This is a genomic window from Rhizobium sp. AB2/73 (genome assembly GCF_020871915.1).
In the GTDB taxonomy this organism is placed as follows: domain Bacteria; phylum Pseudomonadota; class Alphaproteobacteria; order Rhizobiales; family Rhizobiaceae; genus Rhizobium; species Rhizobium dioscoreae.
Map to the genome: position 1 here is coordinate 116,898 of NZ_CP067073.1, position 15,208 is coordinate 132,105.

Here is a 15,208-nt window from a genome sequence, read left to right on the forward strand (position 1 = left end):
CCTTCAGTCCAGCAGCGCGAGGATCGCCGTCGGCGCATCCTCGCCGCGCTCGGCAAGCTCCTCGAACTCGACGACCGCATTGATGTCGGCGCCCATGGCGATGTTGGTGACGCGCTCCAGAATGAACTCAATGACGACGGGAACCTGATGCTCCGCCATCAGCTGCTTTGCTGTCGTGAACGCCTCCTGGAACTCGTTCGGGCTGCGCACGCGGATCGCCTTGCAGCCAAGCCCTTCGGCAACGGCGACATGGTCGACGCCATAGCCCCGTTCCGCATTATCAGTGGCATTGATGTTCTCGAAGGCGAGGCTGACCTCGAAATCCATGTTGAAGCCGCGCTGGGCCTGGCGGATGAGGCCAAGATAGGAATTGTTCACGACGACATGCAGGTAAGGGAGCTTGTGCTGCGCGCCGACGGCCAGCTCCTCGATGAGGAACTGGAAGTCGTAGTCGCCCGACAGTGCGACGATCGGGCGATCCGGATCAGCGGCGCGCACGCCAAGTGCCGCCGGCAGCGTCCAGCCGAGCGGGCCGGCCTGGCCGCAATTGATCCAGTTACGCGGCTTGTAGACGTGCAGGAACTGCGCGCCGGCGATCTGGCTAAGCCCGATGGTCGAGACATAGCAGGTATCGCGATCGAAAGCCTTGTTCATCTCCTCGTAGACACGCTGTGGCTTCAGCGGCGTCTGGTCGAAATGCGTCTTGCGCAGCATGGTCCGCTTGCGCTCGCGGCACTCCTCGGCCCAGGCCGACCAGTCGCGCAGTTTGCCTTCGGTCTTCCATTCGGTCGCGACGTCGAGGAGGAGCTTCAGGGCGGCACCCGCGTCCGAGACGATGCCGAAATCAGGAGCAAAGACACGGCCGATCTGAGTCGGCTCGATATCGACATGAACGAAGGTTCGCCCTTCCGTATAGGTCGAAACATTGCCTGTATGGCGGTTTGCCCAGCGATTGCCGATGCCGAAGACGAAATCGGAGGCAAGCAGCGTCGCATTGCCGTAGCGATGCGACGTCTGCAGCCCGCACATGCCGGCCATCAGCGGATGATCGTCCGGGATCGTGCCCCAGCCCATCAGCGTCGGAATGACCGGGACGCCTGTGATTTCGGCGAATTCGACGAGCAGGTCGGAAGCATCGGCATTGATGATGCCGCCGCCCGCGACGATCAGCGGCCGCTCGGCCGCGTTCAGCATGGCGAGCGCCTTTTCCGCCTGTGCCCGCGTCGCCGAGGGCTTGTAGGGGGCAAGCGGCGCATAGGTGTCGATATCGAACTCGATCTCGGCGAGCTGGACGTCAACAGGCAGATCGATGAGCACAGGGCCGGGGCGACCCGAACGCATCGTGTGGAACGCCTTCTGGAAGACGTAAGGAACGAGCGCTGGCTCCATGACGGTCACGGCCCATTTGGTGACGGGTGCTGCGATCTTGGCGATATCCACGGCCTGGAAATCCTCCTTGTCCAGACGGGCGCGCGGCGCCTGGCCGGTAATGCAGAGGATCGGGATCGAATCCGCGGAAGCGGAATAAAGACCGGTGATCATGTCGGTGCCGGCAGGTCCGGACGTTCCGATGCACACACCGATATTGCCGGCGCGAGCGCGGGTGTAGCCCTCGGCCATATGGCTTGCGCCCTCGACATGGCGGGCAAGTACATGGCGGATAGAACCATGTGCCTTCATTGCGGAATAGAAGGGGTTGATCGCAGCGCCGGGAACGCCGAAGGCGCAATTGACGCCTTCCTTTTCCAGAACCAGCACCGCGGCATCGACTGCGCGCATCTTCGCCATGAGATTTCCTCCGTTTCTGGATCGAAGGTACCGCATGGGTGAACAAGCGCAATCTAAAAATGGAAATTAATCCCATCATATGGAAATAAATACCTTCAACGAATCTGGAACAATCGCGGCGAAGCGGATATGTCATGAAGGCCAAGCGGGTCGCGTCGAATTGCGCGGCATGCGTTTGGTCTGGAGTGAGCGTCATGGCGGAAAATCGGGAAAAGACGAGGGGCAGGCCGGGCCGGAAACCGGCAGGGAACGCGGCGGCTTCATCCGTCCAGGTGCTCGATCGCAGTCTGAAACTCTTGGAGTTGGTGGCGCAAGCCGACGGCGCGGTTTTGACCGATCTCGCTGACCGGTCGGCCATGGCGCCTTCCACCGTCCACCGGCTACTGACGTCTCTTGCTCAGCACGGCATGGTGGCGCATGACGCCGAGACCGGCGCCTGGACGATCGGGGTGAAAGCCTTCGAGATCGGAACCGCCTACTTACGCTTCCGCAAGCTCGGCACGATCAGCCGACCTTTCCTCAAGCAGTTGATGGAGGCTTCCGGCGAGACCGCCAATATCGCCATCGAGGAGGATGGCGACGTCGTCTTCATCTCGCAAGCGGAAAGCCACGCGCCGATGCGCGCCTTCTTCCGCCCTGGCCGCCGCGGGCCGATCCATGCATCGGGTATCGGCAAGGCGATCCTTTCCACCTGGGCGGATAGCCAGATCAAGGCCTTGCTCGGGGCGCGTTCGCTCCAGCATTTCACCGACAAGACCCGCGACACTCTGCCTATGCTGCTCGCGGATATGGACGAGATCCGCTCTCGCGGCTGGTCGATCGACGATGAGGAACATACGCTCGGCATGCGATGCGTGGCGGCGCCGATCTTCGATGAATATGGCGAGGCTATCGCCGGAATTTCGATTTCAGGCCCGGCTGTGCGGTTGCCGGATGAAAGGGTTGCTGCGCTCGGCCCTGTCGTGCGGGCCGCGGCGGAAGAATTGACGAAGGCGATGGGTGGACGCTCGAAGCGGACCTGAACGTCTTCACCGCCGTCTCTCCCGAGACGACGGCGTTGCCGGCCCGCCACATTTACTTGGTCAGGCGAGCTGCAGTTGTTCGCGTAGCGTCGTATCTGCCTTCTTACCCTTGGTCTTCGTCGCCTTGCCGGCGACATAGACTTCGGCAACGCAACGGTCATCACCCATGGTCTGAAGGATAAAGAGCTCCTCCGCCAATGAGGTTGTCGTGCGCATGCGGAATTCCATGGCCGACTTGGCGCTGGAATCGAGCACGACGATATCGGCGTCCGCGCCCGCCTGCAGCGAGCCGATCTGCTTTTCGAGACCGAGCGCCACGGCATTGCCGCGCGTCATGCGATAGAAGGAGTTGAACGGCGTCAGCCGCTGCCCCTGCAGATGCAGCACCTTGTAGGCTTCATCCATCGTTTCCAGCATGGAGAAGCTGGTCCCGGCGCCGACGTCGGTTGCGACCGACCAGCGCGCGCCAAGCCTGTCGAACGCCGCAGCGTTGAAGAGCCCCGAGCCGAGAAAGAGGTTCGAGGTCGGGCAGAAGACACCCACCGCGCCGGTTTCGGCGAGAACCGCGACCTCCCGCTCGCTCATATGGATGCAATGGCCGAGCAACATCCGATCATTAAGCAGACCGTAGCGAGCATAGATATCCGTATAGTCCTTGGCCTCCGGATAGAGAGAGGTGGCAAAGGCGATCTCGTCGCGATTTTCCGAGAGATGCGTCTGGACGTAGCAGTCCGGGTGTTCGGCGACGAGCGCCTTGCTCATTTCCATCTGCGCGGGCGTCGAGGTAATCGCAAAGCGTGGGCTGATGGCATAAAGGGCGCGTCCGCGGCCGTGCCACTTCGCAATCAGCCGCTTTGTCTCGTCATAGCCGCGCTGAGGCGTATCGCGCAGAGCGTCCGGCGCGTTGCGGTCCATCATCACCTTGCCGCCGATCATGCACATGCCGCGCGCTTCCGCGGCCGCGAAATAGGCATCGACGCTTTCCGGATGCACCGAGCAATAGGCAACCGCCGTCGTCGTGCCGTTCGACAGGAGTTCGTCCATGAAGCGGTCCGCGACCTCAGCCGCATGGGCGGCGCGAGCAAACTTCTGTTCCTCGACGAAAATATAGGTATTCAGCCATTCGAGCAGCTGCGCGCCATAAGACGCGATCGCCTGCGTCTGCGGGAAATGCAGGTGCGTGTCGATGAAGCCCGGCAGGACGAGGTTCGGGCGATGGTCCGCAATCCTGATGCCGGCGTCAGCCAGCTTTCTCACATCGCCATAGGTGCCGATTTCCACGATCTTGCCGTCGCGGACGAAGACGGCGCCGTCGTCGATATAGCGATAGGAGGCGGTGTCATCTATGCCTTGCGGCTCGGCAAGGAAGGTCAGCACGCGACCACGGATCAGGACTTCGTTCATTGGGTCTTCTCCCCATTGATGGCACTTTCATACCAGGAGACGAGCAGGCGGCGCTCCTCGTCGGTTATGTGAGAGGCGTTGGCGGGCGGCATGGCGTGGCTACGGCCAGCCTGCAGGTAGATCTCGCGCGCATGGGCGGCGATATCGCGATCGGTCTCGAACATCACCCCCTTCGGCGGAGCCACGATGCCCTCCCAGCTCGGCTCCTTCGCATGGCACATGGAGCAGCGACCCATCACGGTATCGCGAACCTTTGGGAAATCCCGCGCCATGATGAAGGGCTGCTGGATGGCGGAGACCTTCGTTGTGGGTTCGCCGGTCAGGATCTTCGGTACCGTGGAGAGCCACATGATAATAATGAACAGGATGACGGTGATCAGCCAGGTCCAGGTCGGGTTGCCGGCATTGGCGTGCCGGGTATTGAACCAGTGGCGGATGGTGACGCCCATCAGGAAGACGAGCGAGGCGATGATCCAGTTGAACTGCGTGCCGAAAGCCAGCGGATAGTGGTTCGACAGCATCAGGAACAGCACCGGCAGCGTCAGATAGTTGTTGTGCGTCGACCGCTGCTTGGCGATCCTGCCGTATTTCGCATCTGGCGTCCGCCCGGCAAGCAGGTCGGCGACTACGATCTTCTGGTTCGGGATGATGATGAAGAAGACATTGGCCGACATGATCGTCGCCGTGAAGGCGCCGAGATGCAGGAAGGCGGCGCGGCCGGTGAACAGATGCGTATAGCCCCAAGCCACCGCCACCAGGATGAAATAGAGCGCCACCATCAGCCGGGTATTATCGTTGCCGAAGGGCGACTTGCAGATCAGGTCGTACAGGAGCCATCCACCGGCGATCGAGCAGAGCGAAATGGCGATCGCCACCGGCTTGGAGACGTCAAGTACGGCCGGGTCGATCATGTAGAGATCGGCGCCGGCGTAATAGACGAGACAGAGCATGCCGAAGCCCGACAGCCAGGTGACGTAGCTTTCCCATTTGAACCAGACGAGGTGGTCTGGCATGTTGGCCGGCGCCACCAGATACTTCTGGATATGGTAGAAGCCGCCGCCGTGGACCTGCCATTCCTCGCCATAGGCTCCCGGCGGCAGCGCCGGATGCTTTTTGAGACCGAGGTCGAGTGCCACGAAATAGAATGACGAGCCAATCCAGGCGATGGCGGTGATGACGTGCAGCCAGCGGACGGCGAATGTCAGCCAGTCCCAAGCGATGGCATATTCATACATGGGAACTCCTCCCGGCCTTCAGGGGCCTGATCTTCACGGGACTGTTTGCCATCGGGTGATTTTCTCGAAAATCCCGGTGAATCCGCCAACACTTTCAAAAAAATCTATAAGATGAACCCTGGTTTGTTCCGCGCGCCAATGTGGTAGAAAGAGCCATGTCCTATCTTGATAATGTCCGCGTCTTCGTTCGCGTGGTCGAACTCGGTACCCTCTCGGCGGCAGGCCGCGACCAGCGCGTCACGCCTGCGGTGGCGAGCAATCGCATCAAGGAACTCGAGCGTCATCTTGGCGTGCGCCTCTTCAACCGCACCACGCGTAAGCTCTCGCCGACCGAACATGGCCGCGTTTTCTACGAAAAAGCGGTGAAGATCATCGAGGCGGTCAATGAGGCGGAAGCGGCGATCGCCGATCTTTCGCGAAATCCGAAGGGATCGCTGAGGATCACCGCGCCGCTCGGCATCGGCCGAAGGCTGATCGCCTCGGGCATTCCGGAGTTTCACGACCAATATCCGGATATCGAAGTACGCTTGCGCCTGTCGGACCACAATGTCGACATCCTGGCCGAAGGCGTCGACGTCGCCTTCAAGCTTGGCGTCTTGGAGGATTCCAACCTGCGCATGCGCGGTATCCTCAATTGCGAGCGCGTGCTGTGCGCATCGCCGACCTATCTTGCAAGTCGTGGCGTGCCGGCGAGCGCGGATGCGTTGATCACCGACAAGCATGACTGTCTCTTGTTGCGCTATCCCGGATCGAAGGAATATTACTGGACGCTGATGACGGCGGAAGGTACCCGCAAATTCGAGGTCGCAGGCCCTTATGACAGCGATGATGGCGATGTGCTGACCCAATGGGCGCTGGAAGACCGCGGCATCATCAACAAACCGCTGTTCGAGGTTAAAGCCTATCTGAGGGAAGGGCGATTGGTGGAGATCCTGAAGGAAAGTCCGCCGGCTCCGGTTCAGCTCGCCGCCATCTATCCTCACAAGCGTTTCCAGGATCCGAAGGTCCGCCTGATGATCGATTTCATGGCGGAGCGCTGTCAGCGGCTCATCGGCAAGCTGCTCGAGGACGAACCAGCCGCTGCGGCCTCGTGATCCGAAGGTGCAGATTGATCTGCGCTTGAATCAGGCTAGCGAGATCATATATGACTATTGGTGGTCATATGGAGAAACGGCATGAAAGAAATCCAGCTCAAGGATGCGAAGGCGAGGCTTTCGGCCGTGGTCGATCAAGCGGTGGCCGGTGAGCCGACCGTTATTACCCGCCATGGCCGGAAGGAAGCAGTGCTGGTTTCCTTCGAGGAATGGCAACGCGTCTCCAGAGTACCTGACTTCGCCGATCTGCTTCTCGCCTTTCCCGGCGAGCCCGCCGATATTCCAGAGCGATCGCGAAAGCCCGCGCGTTCGTTGCATGGAAACGGCTTCTGATCTTGTATCTTCTGGACACCAATATCGTATCGGGCGATGTATCAACCAAACGCCAAGTCGGCGTTGATGCATTCGCGGCCTGGCTGCGTGCCAATAATGACCGGCTTTATCTTTCGGCCATCACCATCGCCGAGATCGAGGCAAGCATCGCCCGCGCGGTCAGGATCGAGGCGACCACGAAGGCGGAGCACCTGCGCCGCTGGCTCGCCGCGGTCGAACATTTCTATGCCGACCGTATCCTGCCCTTCGGAGTTGAGGAGGCGGGGCATGCTGGCCTGATGCTTGACCGGGCGCGTGCTCACGACCCCGGCTTGGAGGACATTGCCATCGCCGCGACCGCCGCTGCACACGGCCTCACGGTTTTGACCGCCAATACGCGGCATTTCGCGCAGCTCGGCGTTCCGTTCGCCAATCCCTTCAAGCAGTTGCCCGTTATCCGATAACAGGTTTTGTCGCGGCCAGCTGTGCAGCGGCCGTCCAAGTTAGCGCCGCTGTCATGATCTCGGCGGCGGCAAGCGTGGCGATGACCGTGGGACGCTTGTCTTTCACCGCCGTTCCGCCGATTGGGCAGACGAGGCGATCGAAAAGCTCAGCGTGCCCGGTTTCGCGCGACAGCCAGTTGCGGAAGGTGGCGCGTTTCGTCTTGGAGCCAATCATGCCGACATAGGCGGCATCGTTACGTTTGAGCGCCTCGGCGGCAATCAGGAAATCGAGCGCGTGATCATGGGTGAGAATGACGAAGCTGCTGCCGGCCGGCGCATCGCGCACGACAGCCTCAGGCATGGCCGTGAGACAGGTCTCAACCCCCGGCACGGTGCTGGCGACAAGCTCTTCTTCTCGCGTGTCGACAAGCACCACGCGTAACGGCGCCAGCGAAAGCGCCATGGCAAGCGCATCGCCGACATGGCCGGCGCCGAAAACATAGACATGTGGGCGTGTGGCCATCTCGCGGTCGCTCCGAGCTATGAGATCATTCGCAAGCGCTGGACTGAGGGCGGTGAAGGCGAGGCCCACCCGACCGCCGCAGCATTGGCCGATCTCCGGGCCGAGCGGTACGTTCATCGGCTCCGCCGCAAGGCCGGAGCGCAGTGCCCGTCGTGCCTGGTCGATGGCCATATATTCCAGTGTTCCGCCGCCGATCGTCGCAAAGATTGCCCGCTCCGATACCAGCATCCAGGCATCCGCGTCGCGCGGCGCGGAACCTGCGACCCCCGTCACCTCAACGAGAATCGATGCCGGTTCACGGCGTAGGAAATCCCGGATATCTTCACGGGCGGCAGGCATGATCTTACTCCTTCTTCGCCGCCTTGAGACGCTCGATCGCCATCAGCACCCGTTCGGGTGTCGCCGGCGCGTCGAGACGCGGGCAGATCTTGTGGTCGGCGACGCTCGCCACGGCATCCGAAAGGGCATGCAAGACGGAAAGGCCGAGCGGCAGCGGCGGCTCGCCGACCGCCTTGGAACGATGGATCGTCGGCTCATGGGCCTCCGACCAATCGGTTAGCGCCACATTGAAAATCTTTGGCCGGTCGGATGCAAGCGGGATCTTGTAAGTCGAGGGCGCGTGCGTTCGAAGCCGCCCCTTGCCGTCCCACCAGAGCTCCTCCGTCGTCAACCAGCCCATGCCCTGGATGAAGCCGCCTCCGACCTGGCCGATATCGATGGCTTTGTTCAGTGAGCGGCCCGTATCGTGCAGGATATCGGTGCGTTCGATGACATATTCGCCGGTCAGCGTGTCGATCGACACCTCCGAGCACGCCGCGCCATAGGCATAGTAGTAGAAGGCATGGCCGCAGCCCGCCTTGCGGTCCCAATGGATCTTCGGCGTCTTGTAGAAGCCGGCCGCCGAAAGCTGGACACGGGCCATATAGGCCTTCTTGACGAGATCGGGGAAGGGCATTTCGATATCGCCGATGCGCACGCGGTTCGGCAGAAACATCACCTGCTCGCGCGGCACCTGGTGGCTTTCGGCGGCAAAAGCGATCAGCCGTTCCTTGATCTGGCGCGCGGCGTTCTGCGCCGCCATGCCGTTGAGATCGGCACCCGAGGAGGCCGCGGTCGGCGAGGTGTTCGGCACCTTGGCCGTCGTCGTCGCCGTGATCTTCACCCGGTCGAGATCGATCTGGAACTCTTCCGCCACGACCTGCGCCACCTTCAGGTGCAGGCCTTGTCCCATTTCGGTGCCGCCGTGGTTCATGTGCACGGAGCCATCGCTATAGACATGCACCAGCGCGCCGGCCTGGTTCGACTCCGTTTTGGTGAAGGAGATGCCGAATTTCACCGGGGTCAGCGCGATGCCGCGCTTGACGATGCGGCTGTTGGCATTGAACTCGGCGATCGCCTTGCGGCGTCCGGCATAGTCAGCGCTTTCCTCCAGTTCGGCGACGATGCGCTGGATGATGCAATCCTCGACCTTCTGGTGGTAGGGGGTAAGGTTGCGCTCACCGTCGACGCCCATTGCGTCATAGAAATTCAGCTTGCGAATTTCGAGCGGGTCCTTGCCGACGGCGAAGGCCACCTCGTCGATGACCCGTTCGGCGCCGACCATCCCCTGTGGACCGCCGAAGCCGCGAAAGGCCGTATTGGAGACGGTATTGGTATAGAGCGGCGCCGATTTTGCATGAACATGCGGAAAGAAATAGGCATTATCGCAGTGAAACAGCGCACGGTCGCCGACCGGACCCGAGAGATCGGCAGAGAAGCCGGCGCGAAGCGCGAAGGTGTAGTCCACGGCGAGGATATGGCCTTCGTCGTCGAAGCCGACATCGTAGTCGATGGCGAAATCGTGCCGTTTGCCGGTCGCGACCATGTCTTCGTCGCGGTCGAGCCGGATTTTAACGGCGCGCTTCAGCTTCTTGGCGGCAATCGCGGCAATTGCCGCGCATTGGTTTGCCTGCGTCTCCTTGCCGCCGAAGCCACCACCCATACGGCGAACCTCGATCGTGACAGCGTTGCTCGGCACGCCAAGCGCATGGGCAACCATGTGCTGCGTCTCGCTCGGCCCTTGGGTGGAGCAATAGACGGCGACCTCGTCGTCCTCGCCGGGTACGGCAAGCGAGACCTGGCCTTCGAGATAGAAATGGTCCTGGCCACCAAGCCGCATACGGCCCGTCACGCGCCGCGGCGCATCCGCAAGGGCGGCCGCCGCATCACCGCGTTTCAGCGTCAGCGGTGTAACCACCTGCCTATGGGTGGAAACGGCGAGATCCCAGATGTCGATATCAGCAGGCAGTTCCTCATAGTCAATCTTTGCCAGCCGTGCGGCGCGGCGAGCCTGCTCGCGCGTTTCGGCTATCACGCAGAAGATCGGCTGACCGTGAAATTCGACCTTACCGGCGGCAAGCACCGGGTCGTCGTTCATATAGGAGGGCGAGATATCGTTGACGCCGGGCACGTCCTCATGGGTCAGTACTGCAACGACGCCGGGGGCGGCGCGCACGGCTGACAGATCGACGGATTTCAAGGTGCCATGCGCCACGGTGGACAGGCCGAGGCCGGCGTGAAGCGTGCCCGTGGGTTCGGTGATGTCGTCGATATAGACGGCGGCACCGGAGACATGCTTGTGGGCGGAATCATGACGCGGGCTGGAATGCACGCCGCCAATGATGGTTTCGGGCTTGAGATCGGGAGTGTGCTTGTTCATGTCTTACGCGGCCTCGTATCTCGATACCTGCGCCGGCGCCGCACTGGACGTCGTTTCCAGGTAGAAGCGCAGCAGAAGGTTTCTGGCAGCCAGCGCACGATATTCCGCCGTGGCGCGCATGTCGGTCAGCGGCGCGTAATCCTCGGCATATTTCTCCATTGCCGTCTCCACGGTCTTCTCGCTCCAGGGCTGGCCGAGCAGCGCTTTTTCGACTGCGAAGGCCCGTTTCGGCGTCGCGGCCATGCCGCCATAGGCGATCCGGATTTCGGCAACGGTGCCATCTTCGCCAAGTACCAGCCGGAAGGCGCCGAGCGTGGCGGTAATGTCCTCGTCCCGGCGCTTCGTCACCTTGTAGATGGCGAATTTCGCCGCGGCTGCAGGAACCGGAATATGGATGGCTTCGACGAATTCACCAGGCTGGCGGTCCTGTTTGCCATAGGCGATGAAGAAGTCTTCAAGCGCGATGGTGCGCCGGACGGTGCCCTTGCGCAAGGTCAGCGACGTGTTGAGCGCGATCAGCGCCGGCGGCGTATCGCCGATGGGCGAGCCGTTGGCGATGTTGCCGCCGATCGTGCCCATGTTGCGCACCTGCTGGCCGCCAATGCGGGTAATCAACGGCCCAAGCGCCGGGACATGCTGCGACAGCGTCGCGATCGCCTCCGAATAGGTGACGGCGGCGCCGATGCTGATCACGCCGTCTTGCACCTCGATCGATTTCAACTCCTGCAGCCCGGCAATGAAGACGACCGGCGTGATATCGCGCATCTGCTTGGTGACCCAGAGGCCGACATCGGTCGAGCCAGCCACCACGGTCGCCGTCGGCGATGCTTCCAGAACCGAGGCGAAGTCATCAAGATTCGCAGGCACGATAAGCCGATTACGACCCTCGCCGATTTCGACGCGGGCGCCATCGCGAAGGGCCTGCAGGCGCGCGATCATGGTTTCGCGTTCGATCAGCAGCGGGTCGTCTTGCGTACCGCCATAGTGGGAGATGGAGCGGGCGGCGCGCAAGATCGGTTCATAGCCGGTGCAGCGACAGAGATTGCCCTGGAGCGCCGTTTCGATCTGTTGATCCGTGGGATTCGGCGTCTGCATCCAAAGTCCGTAGAGCGACATGACGAAACCAGGCGTGCAGAAGCCGCATTGCGATCCGTGAAAGTCGACCATCGCTTGCTGCACCGGATGCAGGTGTTCGTCGCTCGGGGCGAGATGCTCGACGGTGACCACATGACAGCCATCAAGCGAGCCGAGGAAGCGGATGCAGGCGTTGACGCCCTCATAGATGAGGCCACCCGCCGGCGTCAGCCGACCCACAAGCACCGTGCAGGCGCCGCAGTCGCCTTCGGCGCAGCCTTCCTTGGTGCCCTTCAGCGAGCGGGAAAGGCGCAGCCAGTCGAGCAGCGTCTGGTCCGGTGCGACGTCGGTAAGAATGATGTCCCGGCCGTTGAGAATGAAACGAAGTTCGGAGCGGATTGTCGTCGATGTCATTTTCAGCTCCCGCGGTAGGTGGAGTAGCTGTAGGGCGAGAGGAGCAGCGGCACATGGTAGTGCGCTTGTTCATCAGCGAGACCGAACCGGATCGGGATGATGTCCAGAAACATCGGGCTCGCCGATGTGCGGCCGAGATAGTCACCGGCATGGAAGCGCAGCTCGTAGGTGCCGGCCTGCATGGTTTCGCCTGACAGTAGCGGCGCATCGCAGCGACCGTCGTCGTTGGTTTCGGTGCACTTCAGGAGGTGCAGTGCATCGCCCTCGATCCGGTAGAGTTCGATGCGCAAGCCTTCCGCAGGTTTGCCAAGCGCCGTATCCAGGACGTGGGTCGTGAGCCGTCCGGCTCCTGGCGAATGAGACTGCATATTCTTCTCCCGAACGTAGCGCTCCTTTTTCTACTATCCGCCAGGCCCATTCCCATGAAAAGCAGCTGTAACGTTCGAGACTTTCAAAATTTCCAAGGGGAATGGCACGCGCGATTTGCGGCTAGACATTGGATATCGAAACGTTTGGAGGAGCGTTTCATACGATGTCACGGCGGGATGGATGAATACGGCTTGCGCGCTTCGCATGCGCTGAGGTCGCGAAATACGTGCCGGTATCGCGATATGCATTTGATGAAAATGCAGGTTTCCGCGTTGCATGGCGGACGTGATGAGCACGCCGATGTTCGGCCGACCCTGTTGTGTATCGGGTAGAGGCGCTTGCGGCAGGAGAATCCGATGCCGTGGTCTTGGTGATCAGCGTCGGGAATGATCGACCATGGAAATAGCCGCGGCATGGCGGCTGTCGTCGATTGAGGAAGAGATGACTTCGGAGAATGGAAACGGGAGACCATGAATGAAAGTGATCGAAATTCAGCCGCTGACGAGAGCCGCATTCGCGCCCTTTGGCGATGTCATCGAAATGGAGGGGGCACAAAGTTTCCCCATCAACGCCGGGAAATGCGTTCGTTATCATGATCTCGCAAAGGTCGAAGCGATTGGTGAGGAGGCACGCACGATGATCAGCTGGCTGCGCGGCGAACCCTATGCGCTGCCGATGGAACTGAAGATGGTGGAGCGGCACCCTCTCGGCAGCCAGGCCTTCGTGCCGCTGACCGGCAATCCGTTCCTCGTCGTGGCCGCGCCGGAGACGGACAGTGGCCCGGGTGAGCCCATGGCTTTCCGAACCAGACCCGGACAAGGCGTCAATATCTGGCGCAACGTCTGGCACGGCATCCTGACGCCCCTCGACGGCATCTCGGATTTCATCGTTGTGGATCGCGGCGGCAAAGGCGTCAATCTTGAGGAGCATTTCTATGACGAGGCGTTCCTGATCCGCTGATCGGATCTCGATCGGTGCAGACAGAATAAGGGGCGCTGCGGTTGCAGCGCCCCTTATTTGTCAAAGTGGTTCCCGTTCCTCGCAATCTGCGGAATGCCAAAGGCCGGGTCATTTCAGTGAACGACCCGGCCTTGAAATCATTCCGCCGTCAATCCGCGAAGAAGGCGAAGCGTACGACGAACAGGGCCGCGACGATCTGTGTTGCCGGATGCAGCATCGACCAGCGGCCGGTGAAGACTTTCACGGCCACATAGGTAATGAAGCCAAAAGCAAGACCGTTGGCGATCGAGTAGGTGAAGGGCATCGCAAGCGCGGTGATTGCCGCGGGTGCCGCTTCGGTCAGGTCATCCCATTCGATTTCGGTCAGCTCGCGCATCATCAGGCCCGCGACATAGAGCAGCGCCGGAGCCGTCGCATAGGCTGGCACGGAAGCCGCGAGCGGCGAGAAGAAGAGGGCGGCAATGAAGAGGGCGGCGATGGTAATCGCAGTCAGGCCCGTGCGACCGCCGGCCTGGACGCCCGACGCGCTTTCGACGAAGGCCGTCGTGCTGCTCGTGCCCATCAGCGAGCCGGCGACGATTGCCGCGCTATCGGCAAGCAAAGCTCTGCTCAAGCGGTTCGGCTTTCCTTCCTGGATCAGGTTCGCCCGCTTGGCAATGCCGATCAGCGTCCCGGTGGCGTCGAAAACCTCGACGAGCACGAAGACGAGGATGATATGGACCAGGCCGCCATGGAGAGCGCCGACGATGTCGAGCTGCAAAAAGGTCGGCATGATCGACGGTGGCGCCGAAACGATGCCGTGAAACTCGCTGACGCCGAAGATCCAGGAGAGAATGGTGACGGCGAGAATACCGATGAGAATCGAACCTCTTATTTTCAGCGCGTCGAGAACGGCGATGACGAAGAAGCCGAAGATCGCGAGAAGGGGACCGGTCTGTTTGAGGTCGCCGAGGCCAATGAGGGTCGCCTTGTTGGCGACGACGATGCCGGCGCTCTTGAGCGCGATGATCGCCAGAAAGAGACCGATGCCGGCAGCAATCGCGCTTCTGAGCGAATGCGGGATGCCGGCAATCAGCCAGCTGCGCACGCCGGTTACCGTCAACAGGACGAAAATACAGCCCGAAATGAAGACCGCGCCGAGCGCCTGCTGCCAGGTAAAGCCGAGAGCCGAAACCACGGTGAAGGCGAAGAAGGCATTGAGCCCCATGCCCGGTGCCATGCCGATCGGCCAATTGGCGACGAGTCCCATGACGATCGAACCCAGCGCGGCTGCGAGACAGGTGGCGACAAAGACCGCGTTGCGGTCCATGCCGGTCGTCGACAGAATGTCGGGATTGACGAAGATGATGTAGGACATCGTCAGGAATGTCGTCACGCCGGCAATGAGTTCGGTGCGCGCGGACGTGCCGTGCTCACTCAATTTGAAAAGTCGTTCAAGCATTGTTCCTCCCTAAGCGTTCCCGACGCTCGTCAAATCATGGGGCTTGTCCCGCATCTCCTCCAGATGCTGGCGCGAGAAGCGGTTTTCGACGCTTCGTGGCGAGGGGGGATTGTGCGCTTTAAATGGCTTTGCGCGCTAGAGCCGGATTTCCCTGCAATTGGCGAAAGACATTCTAATTTTTCAAGCTATTTCGGCGCGAATTTCTTCTGAGTTGGACGCCGTTACGGAGTGGTCGAACCCACCCGTTCATCCTGCACAATCGCTCGATGCAACTCAGCAGAAAGATATGCACGATATTTACAGGGGCAAGGTGACAAAGCCAAACTATTTCCGTCGGATGGCGAAACCGCGAAGGCTGCGCAGACGGCGGCCAAGGATGAGTGTGGCGAGCCTCCATATCTGAAATGGAGGTCGACCGAAGTTGCGCTGCT

At 61.2% G+C, this 15,208-nt stretch carries 13 protein-coding genes; 5 read left to right on the top strand and 8 right to left on the bottom strand.

The features are described from left to right. Positions 1 to 3: 3 nt before the first annotated feature. Positions 4 to 1,788 (bottom strand): glyoxylate carboligase, encoded by a 1,785-nt coding sequence (gene gcl, locus I8E17_RS26440; protein ID WP_069614079.1) that lies wholly within the window; start codon positions 1,786 to 1,788, stop codon positions 4 to 6. Positions 1,789 to 1,982: 194 nt separating this feature from the next. Here gcl and bhcR point away from each other — a divergent pair, with 194 nt between their 5' ends. Then, positions 1,983 to 2,810, top strand: coding sequence for an HTH-type transcriptional regulator BhcR (bhcR, locus tag I8E17_RS26445; protein ID WP_069614080.1), 828 nt, complete (start codon positions 1,983 to 1,985; stop codon positions 2,808 to 2,810). A gap of 60 nt (positions 2,811 to 2,870) precedes the next feature. Here bhcR and guaD read toward each other — a convergent pair whose 3' ends face one another. Both guaD and I8E17_RS26455 read right to left on the bottom strand, forming a co-directional pair. Then, positions 2,871 to 4,214: a guanine deaminase gene (guaD, locus tag I8E17_RS26450; protein WP_069614081.1), complete on the bottom strand. Its 1,344-nt coding sequence runs from the start codon at positions 4,212 to 4,214 to the stop codon at positions 2,871 to 2,873. Further along, positions 4,211 to 5,449: a urate hydroxylase PuuD gene (locus tag I8E17_RS26455; protein ID WP_069614082.1), complete on the bottom strand. Its 1,239-nt coding sequence runs from the start codon at positions 5,447 to 5,449 to the stop codon at positions 4,211 to 4,213. The genes guaD and I8E17_RS26455 overlap by 4 nt, the downstream gene beginning before the upstream one ends. Before the next feature lie 155 nt (positions 5,450 to 5,604). Here I8E17_RS26455 and I8E17_RS26460 point away from each other — a divergent pair, with 155 nt between their 5' ends. From I8E17_RS26460 to I8E17_RS26470, 3 genes are all read left to right on the top strand, one after another. Next, positions 5,605 to 6,543: a LysR family transcriptional regulator gene (locus tag I8E17_RS26460; protein WP_069614083.1), complete on the top strand. Its 939-nt coding sequence runs from the start codon at positions 5,605 to 5,607 to the stop codon at positions 6,541 to 6,543. Positions 6,544 to 6,624: 81 nt separating this feature from the next. Further along, on the top strand, positions 6,625 to 6,876 hold the full coding sequence (locus I8E17_RS26465; protein ID WP_069614084.1) for a type II toxin-antitoxin system Phd/YefM family antitoxin: 252 nt from the start codon (positions 6,625 to 6,627) through the stop codon (positions 6,874 to 6,876). 2 nt (positions 6,877 to 6,878) lie between these two features. Then, positions 6,879 to 7,319, top strand: a complete 441-nt coding sequence (locus I8E17_RS26470; RefSeq protein WP_069614085.1) for a PIN domain-containing protein — start codon at positions 6,879 to 6,881, stop codon at positions 7,317 to 7,319. Here I8E17_RS26470 and xdhC read toward each other — a convergent pair. From xdhC to uraH, 4 genes are read right to left on the bottom strand one after another with little or no spacing between them, the layout of a single operon-like run. Beyond that, positions 7,309 to 8,160, bottom strand: coding sequence for a xanthine dehydrogenase accessory protein XdhC (gene xdhC / locus I8E17_RS26475; protein WP_069614086.1), 852 nt, complete (start codon positions 8,158 to 8,160; stop codon positions 7,309 to 7,311). The genes I8E17_RS26470 and xdhC overlap by 11 nt on opposite strands. A gap of 4 nt (positions 8,161 to 8,164) precedes the next feature. Next, positions 8,165 to 10,519, bottom strand: coding sequence for a xanthine dehydrogenase molybdopterin binding subunit (gene xdhB / locus I8E17_RS26480; protein ID WP_069614087.1), 2,355 nt, complete (start codon positions 10,517 to 10,519; stop codon positions 8,165 to 8,167). A 3-nt stretch (positions 10,520 to 10,522) separates the two neighbouring features. Then, a complete protein-coding gene (xdhA, locus tag I8E17_RS26485; RefSeq protein WP_069614088.1) occupies positions 10,523 to 12,007 on the bottom strand; it encodes a xanthine dehydrogenase small subunit in 1,485 nt (494 codons plus the stop codon). Between the two features lie 2 nt (positions 12,008 to 12,009). Continuing rightward, positions 12,010 to 12,375 carry a hydroxyisourate hydrolase gene (uraH, locus tag I8E17_RS26490; RefSeq protein WP_069614089.1) on the bottom strand — a complete coding sequence of 122 codons (366 nt, stop codon included), beginning with the start codon at positions 12,373 to 12,375 and terminating at the stop codon, positions 12,010 to 12,012. Between the two features lie 475 nt (positions 12,376 to 12,850). On the opposite strand from uraH, the gene I8E17_RS26495 reads away from it, so the two are divergent. Continuing rightward, a complete protein-coding gene (locus I8E17_RS26495) occupies positions 12,851 to 13,336 on the top strand; it encodes an ureidoglycolate lyase (protein ID WP_113366165.1) in 486 nt (161 codons plus the stop codon). A 148-nt stretch (positions 13,337 to 13,484) separates the two neighbouring features. Here I8E17_RS26495 and I8E17_RS26500 read toward each other — a convergent pair whose 3' ends face one another. After that, positions 13,485 to 14,777 (bottom strand): NCS2 family permease, encoded by a 1,293-nt coding sequence (locus I8E17_RS26500; protein WP_069614091.1) that lies wholly within the window; start codon positions 14,775 to 14,777, stop codon positions 13,485 to 13,487. Positions 14,778 to 15,208: the final 431 nt, after the last annotated feature.

Excerpts from the sequence above, each read along its gene's own strand:
- I8E17_RS26495 (WP_113366165.1), top strand. The coding sequence starts at position 12,851 with ATGAAAGTGATCGAAATTCAGCCGCTGACGAGAGCCGCATTCGCGCCC.
- guaD (WP_069614081.1), bottom strand. The coding sequence starts at position 4,214 with ATGAACGAAGTCCTGATCCGTGGTCGCGTGCTGACCTTCCTTGCCGAG.
- xdhB (WP_069614087.1), bottom strand. The coding sequence starts at position 10,519 with ATGAACAAGCACACTCCCGATCTCAAGCCCGAAACCATCATTGGCGGC.
- gcl (WP_069614079.1), bottom strand. The coding sequence starts at position 1,788 with ATGGCGAAGATGCGCGCAGTCGATGCCGCGGTGCTGGTTCTGGAAAAG.
- xdhA (WP_069614088.1), bottom strand. The coding sequence starts at position 12,007 with ATGACATCGACGACAATCCGCTCCGAACTTCGTTTCATTCTCAACGGC.
- bhcR (WP_069614080.1), top strand. The coding sequence starts at position 1,983 with ATGGCGGAAAATCGGGAAAAGACGAGGGGCAGGCCGGGCCGGAAACCG.
- I8E17_RS26500 (WP_069614091.1), bottom strand. The coding sequence starts at position 14,777 with ATGCTTGAACGACTTTTCAAATTGAGTGAGCACGGCACGTCCGCGCGC.
- I8E17_RS26460 (WP_069614083.1), top strand. The coding sequence starts at position 5,605 with ATGTCCTATCTTGATAATGTCCGCGTCTTCGTTCGCGTGGTCGAACTC.
- I8E17_RS26455 (WP_069614082.1), bottom strand. The coding sequence starts at position 5,449 with ATGTATGAATATGCCATCGCTTGGGACTGGCTGACATTCGCCGTCCGC.
- uraH (WP_069614089.1), bottom strand. The coding sequence starts at position 12,375 with ATGCAGTCTCATTCGCCAGGAGCCGGACGGCTCACGACCCACGTCCTG.
- xdhC (WP_069614086.1), bottom strand. The coding sequence starts at position 8,160 with ATGCCTGCCGCCCGTGAAGATATCCGGGATTTCCTACGCCGTGAACCG.
- I8E17_RS26465 (WP_069614084.1), top strand. The coding sequence starts at position 6,625 with ATGAAAGAAATCCAGCTCAAGGATGCGAAGGCGAGGCTTTCGGCCGTG.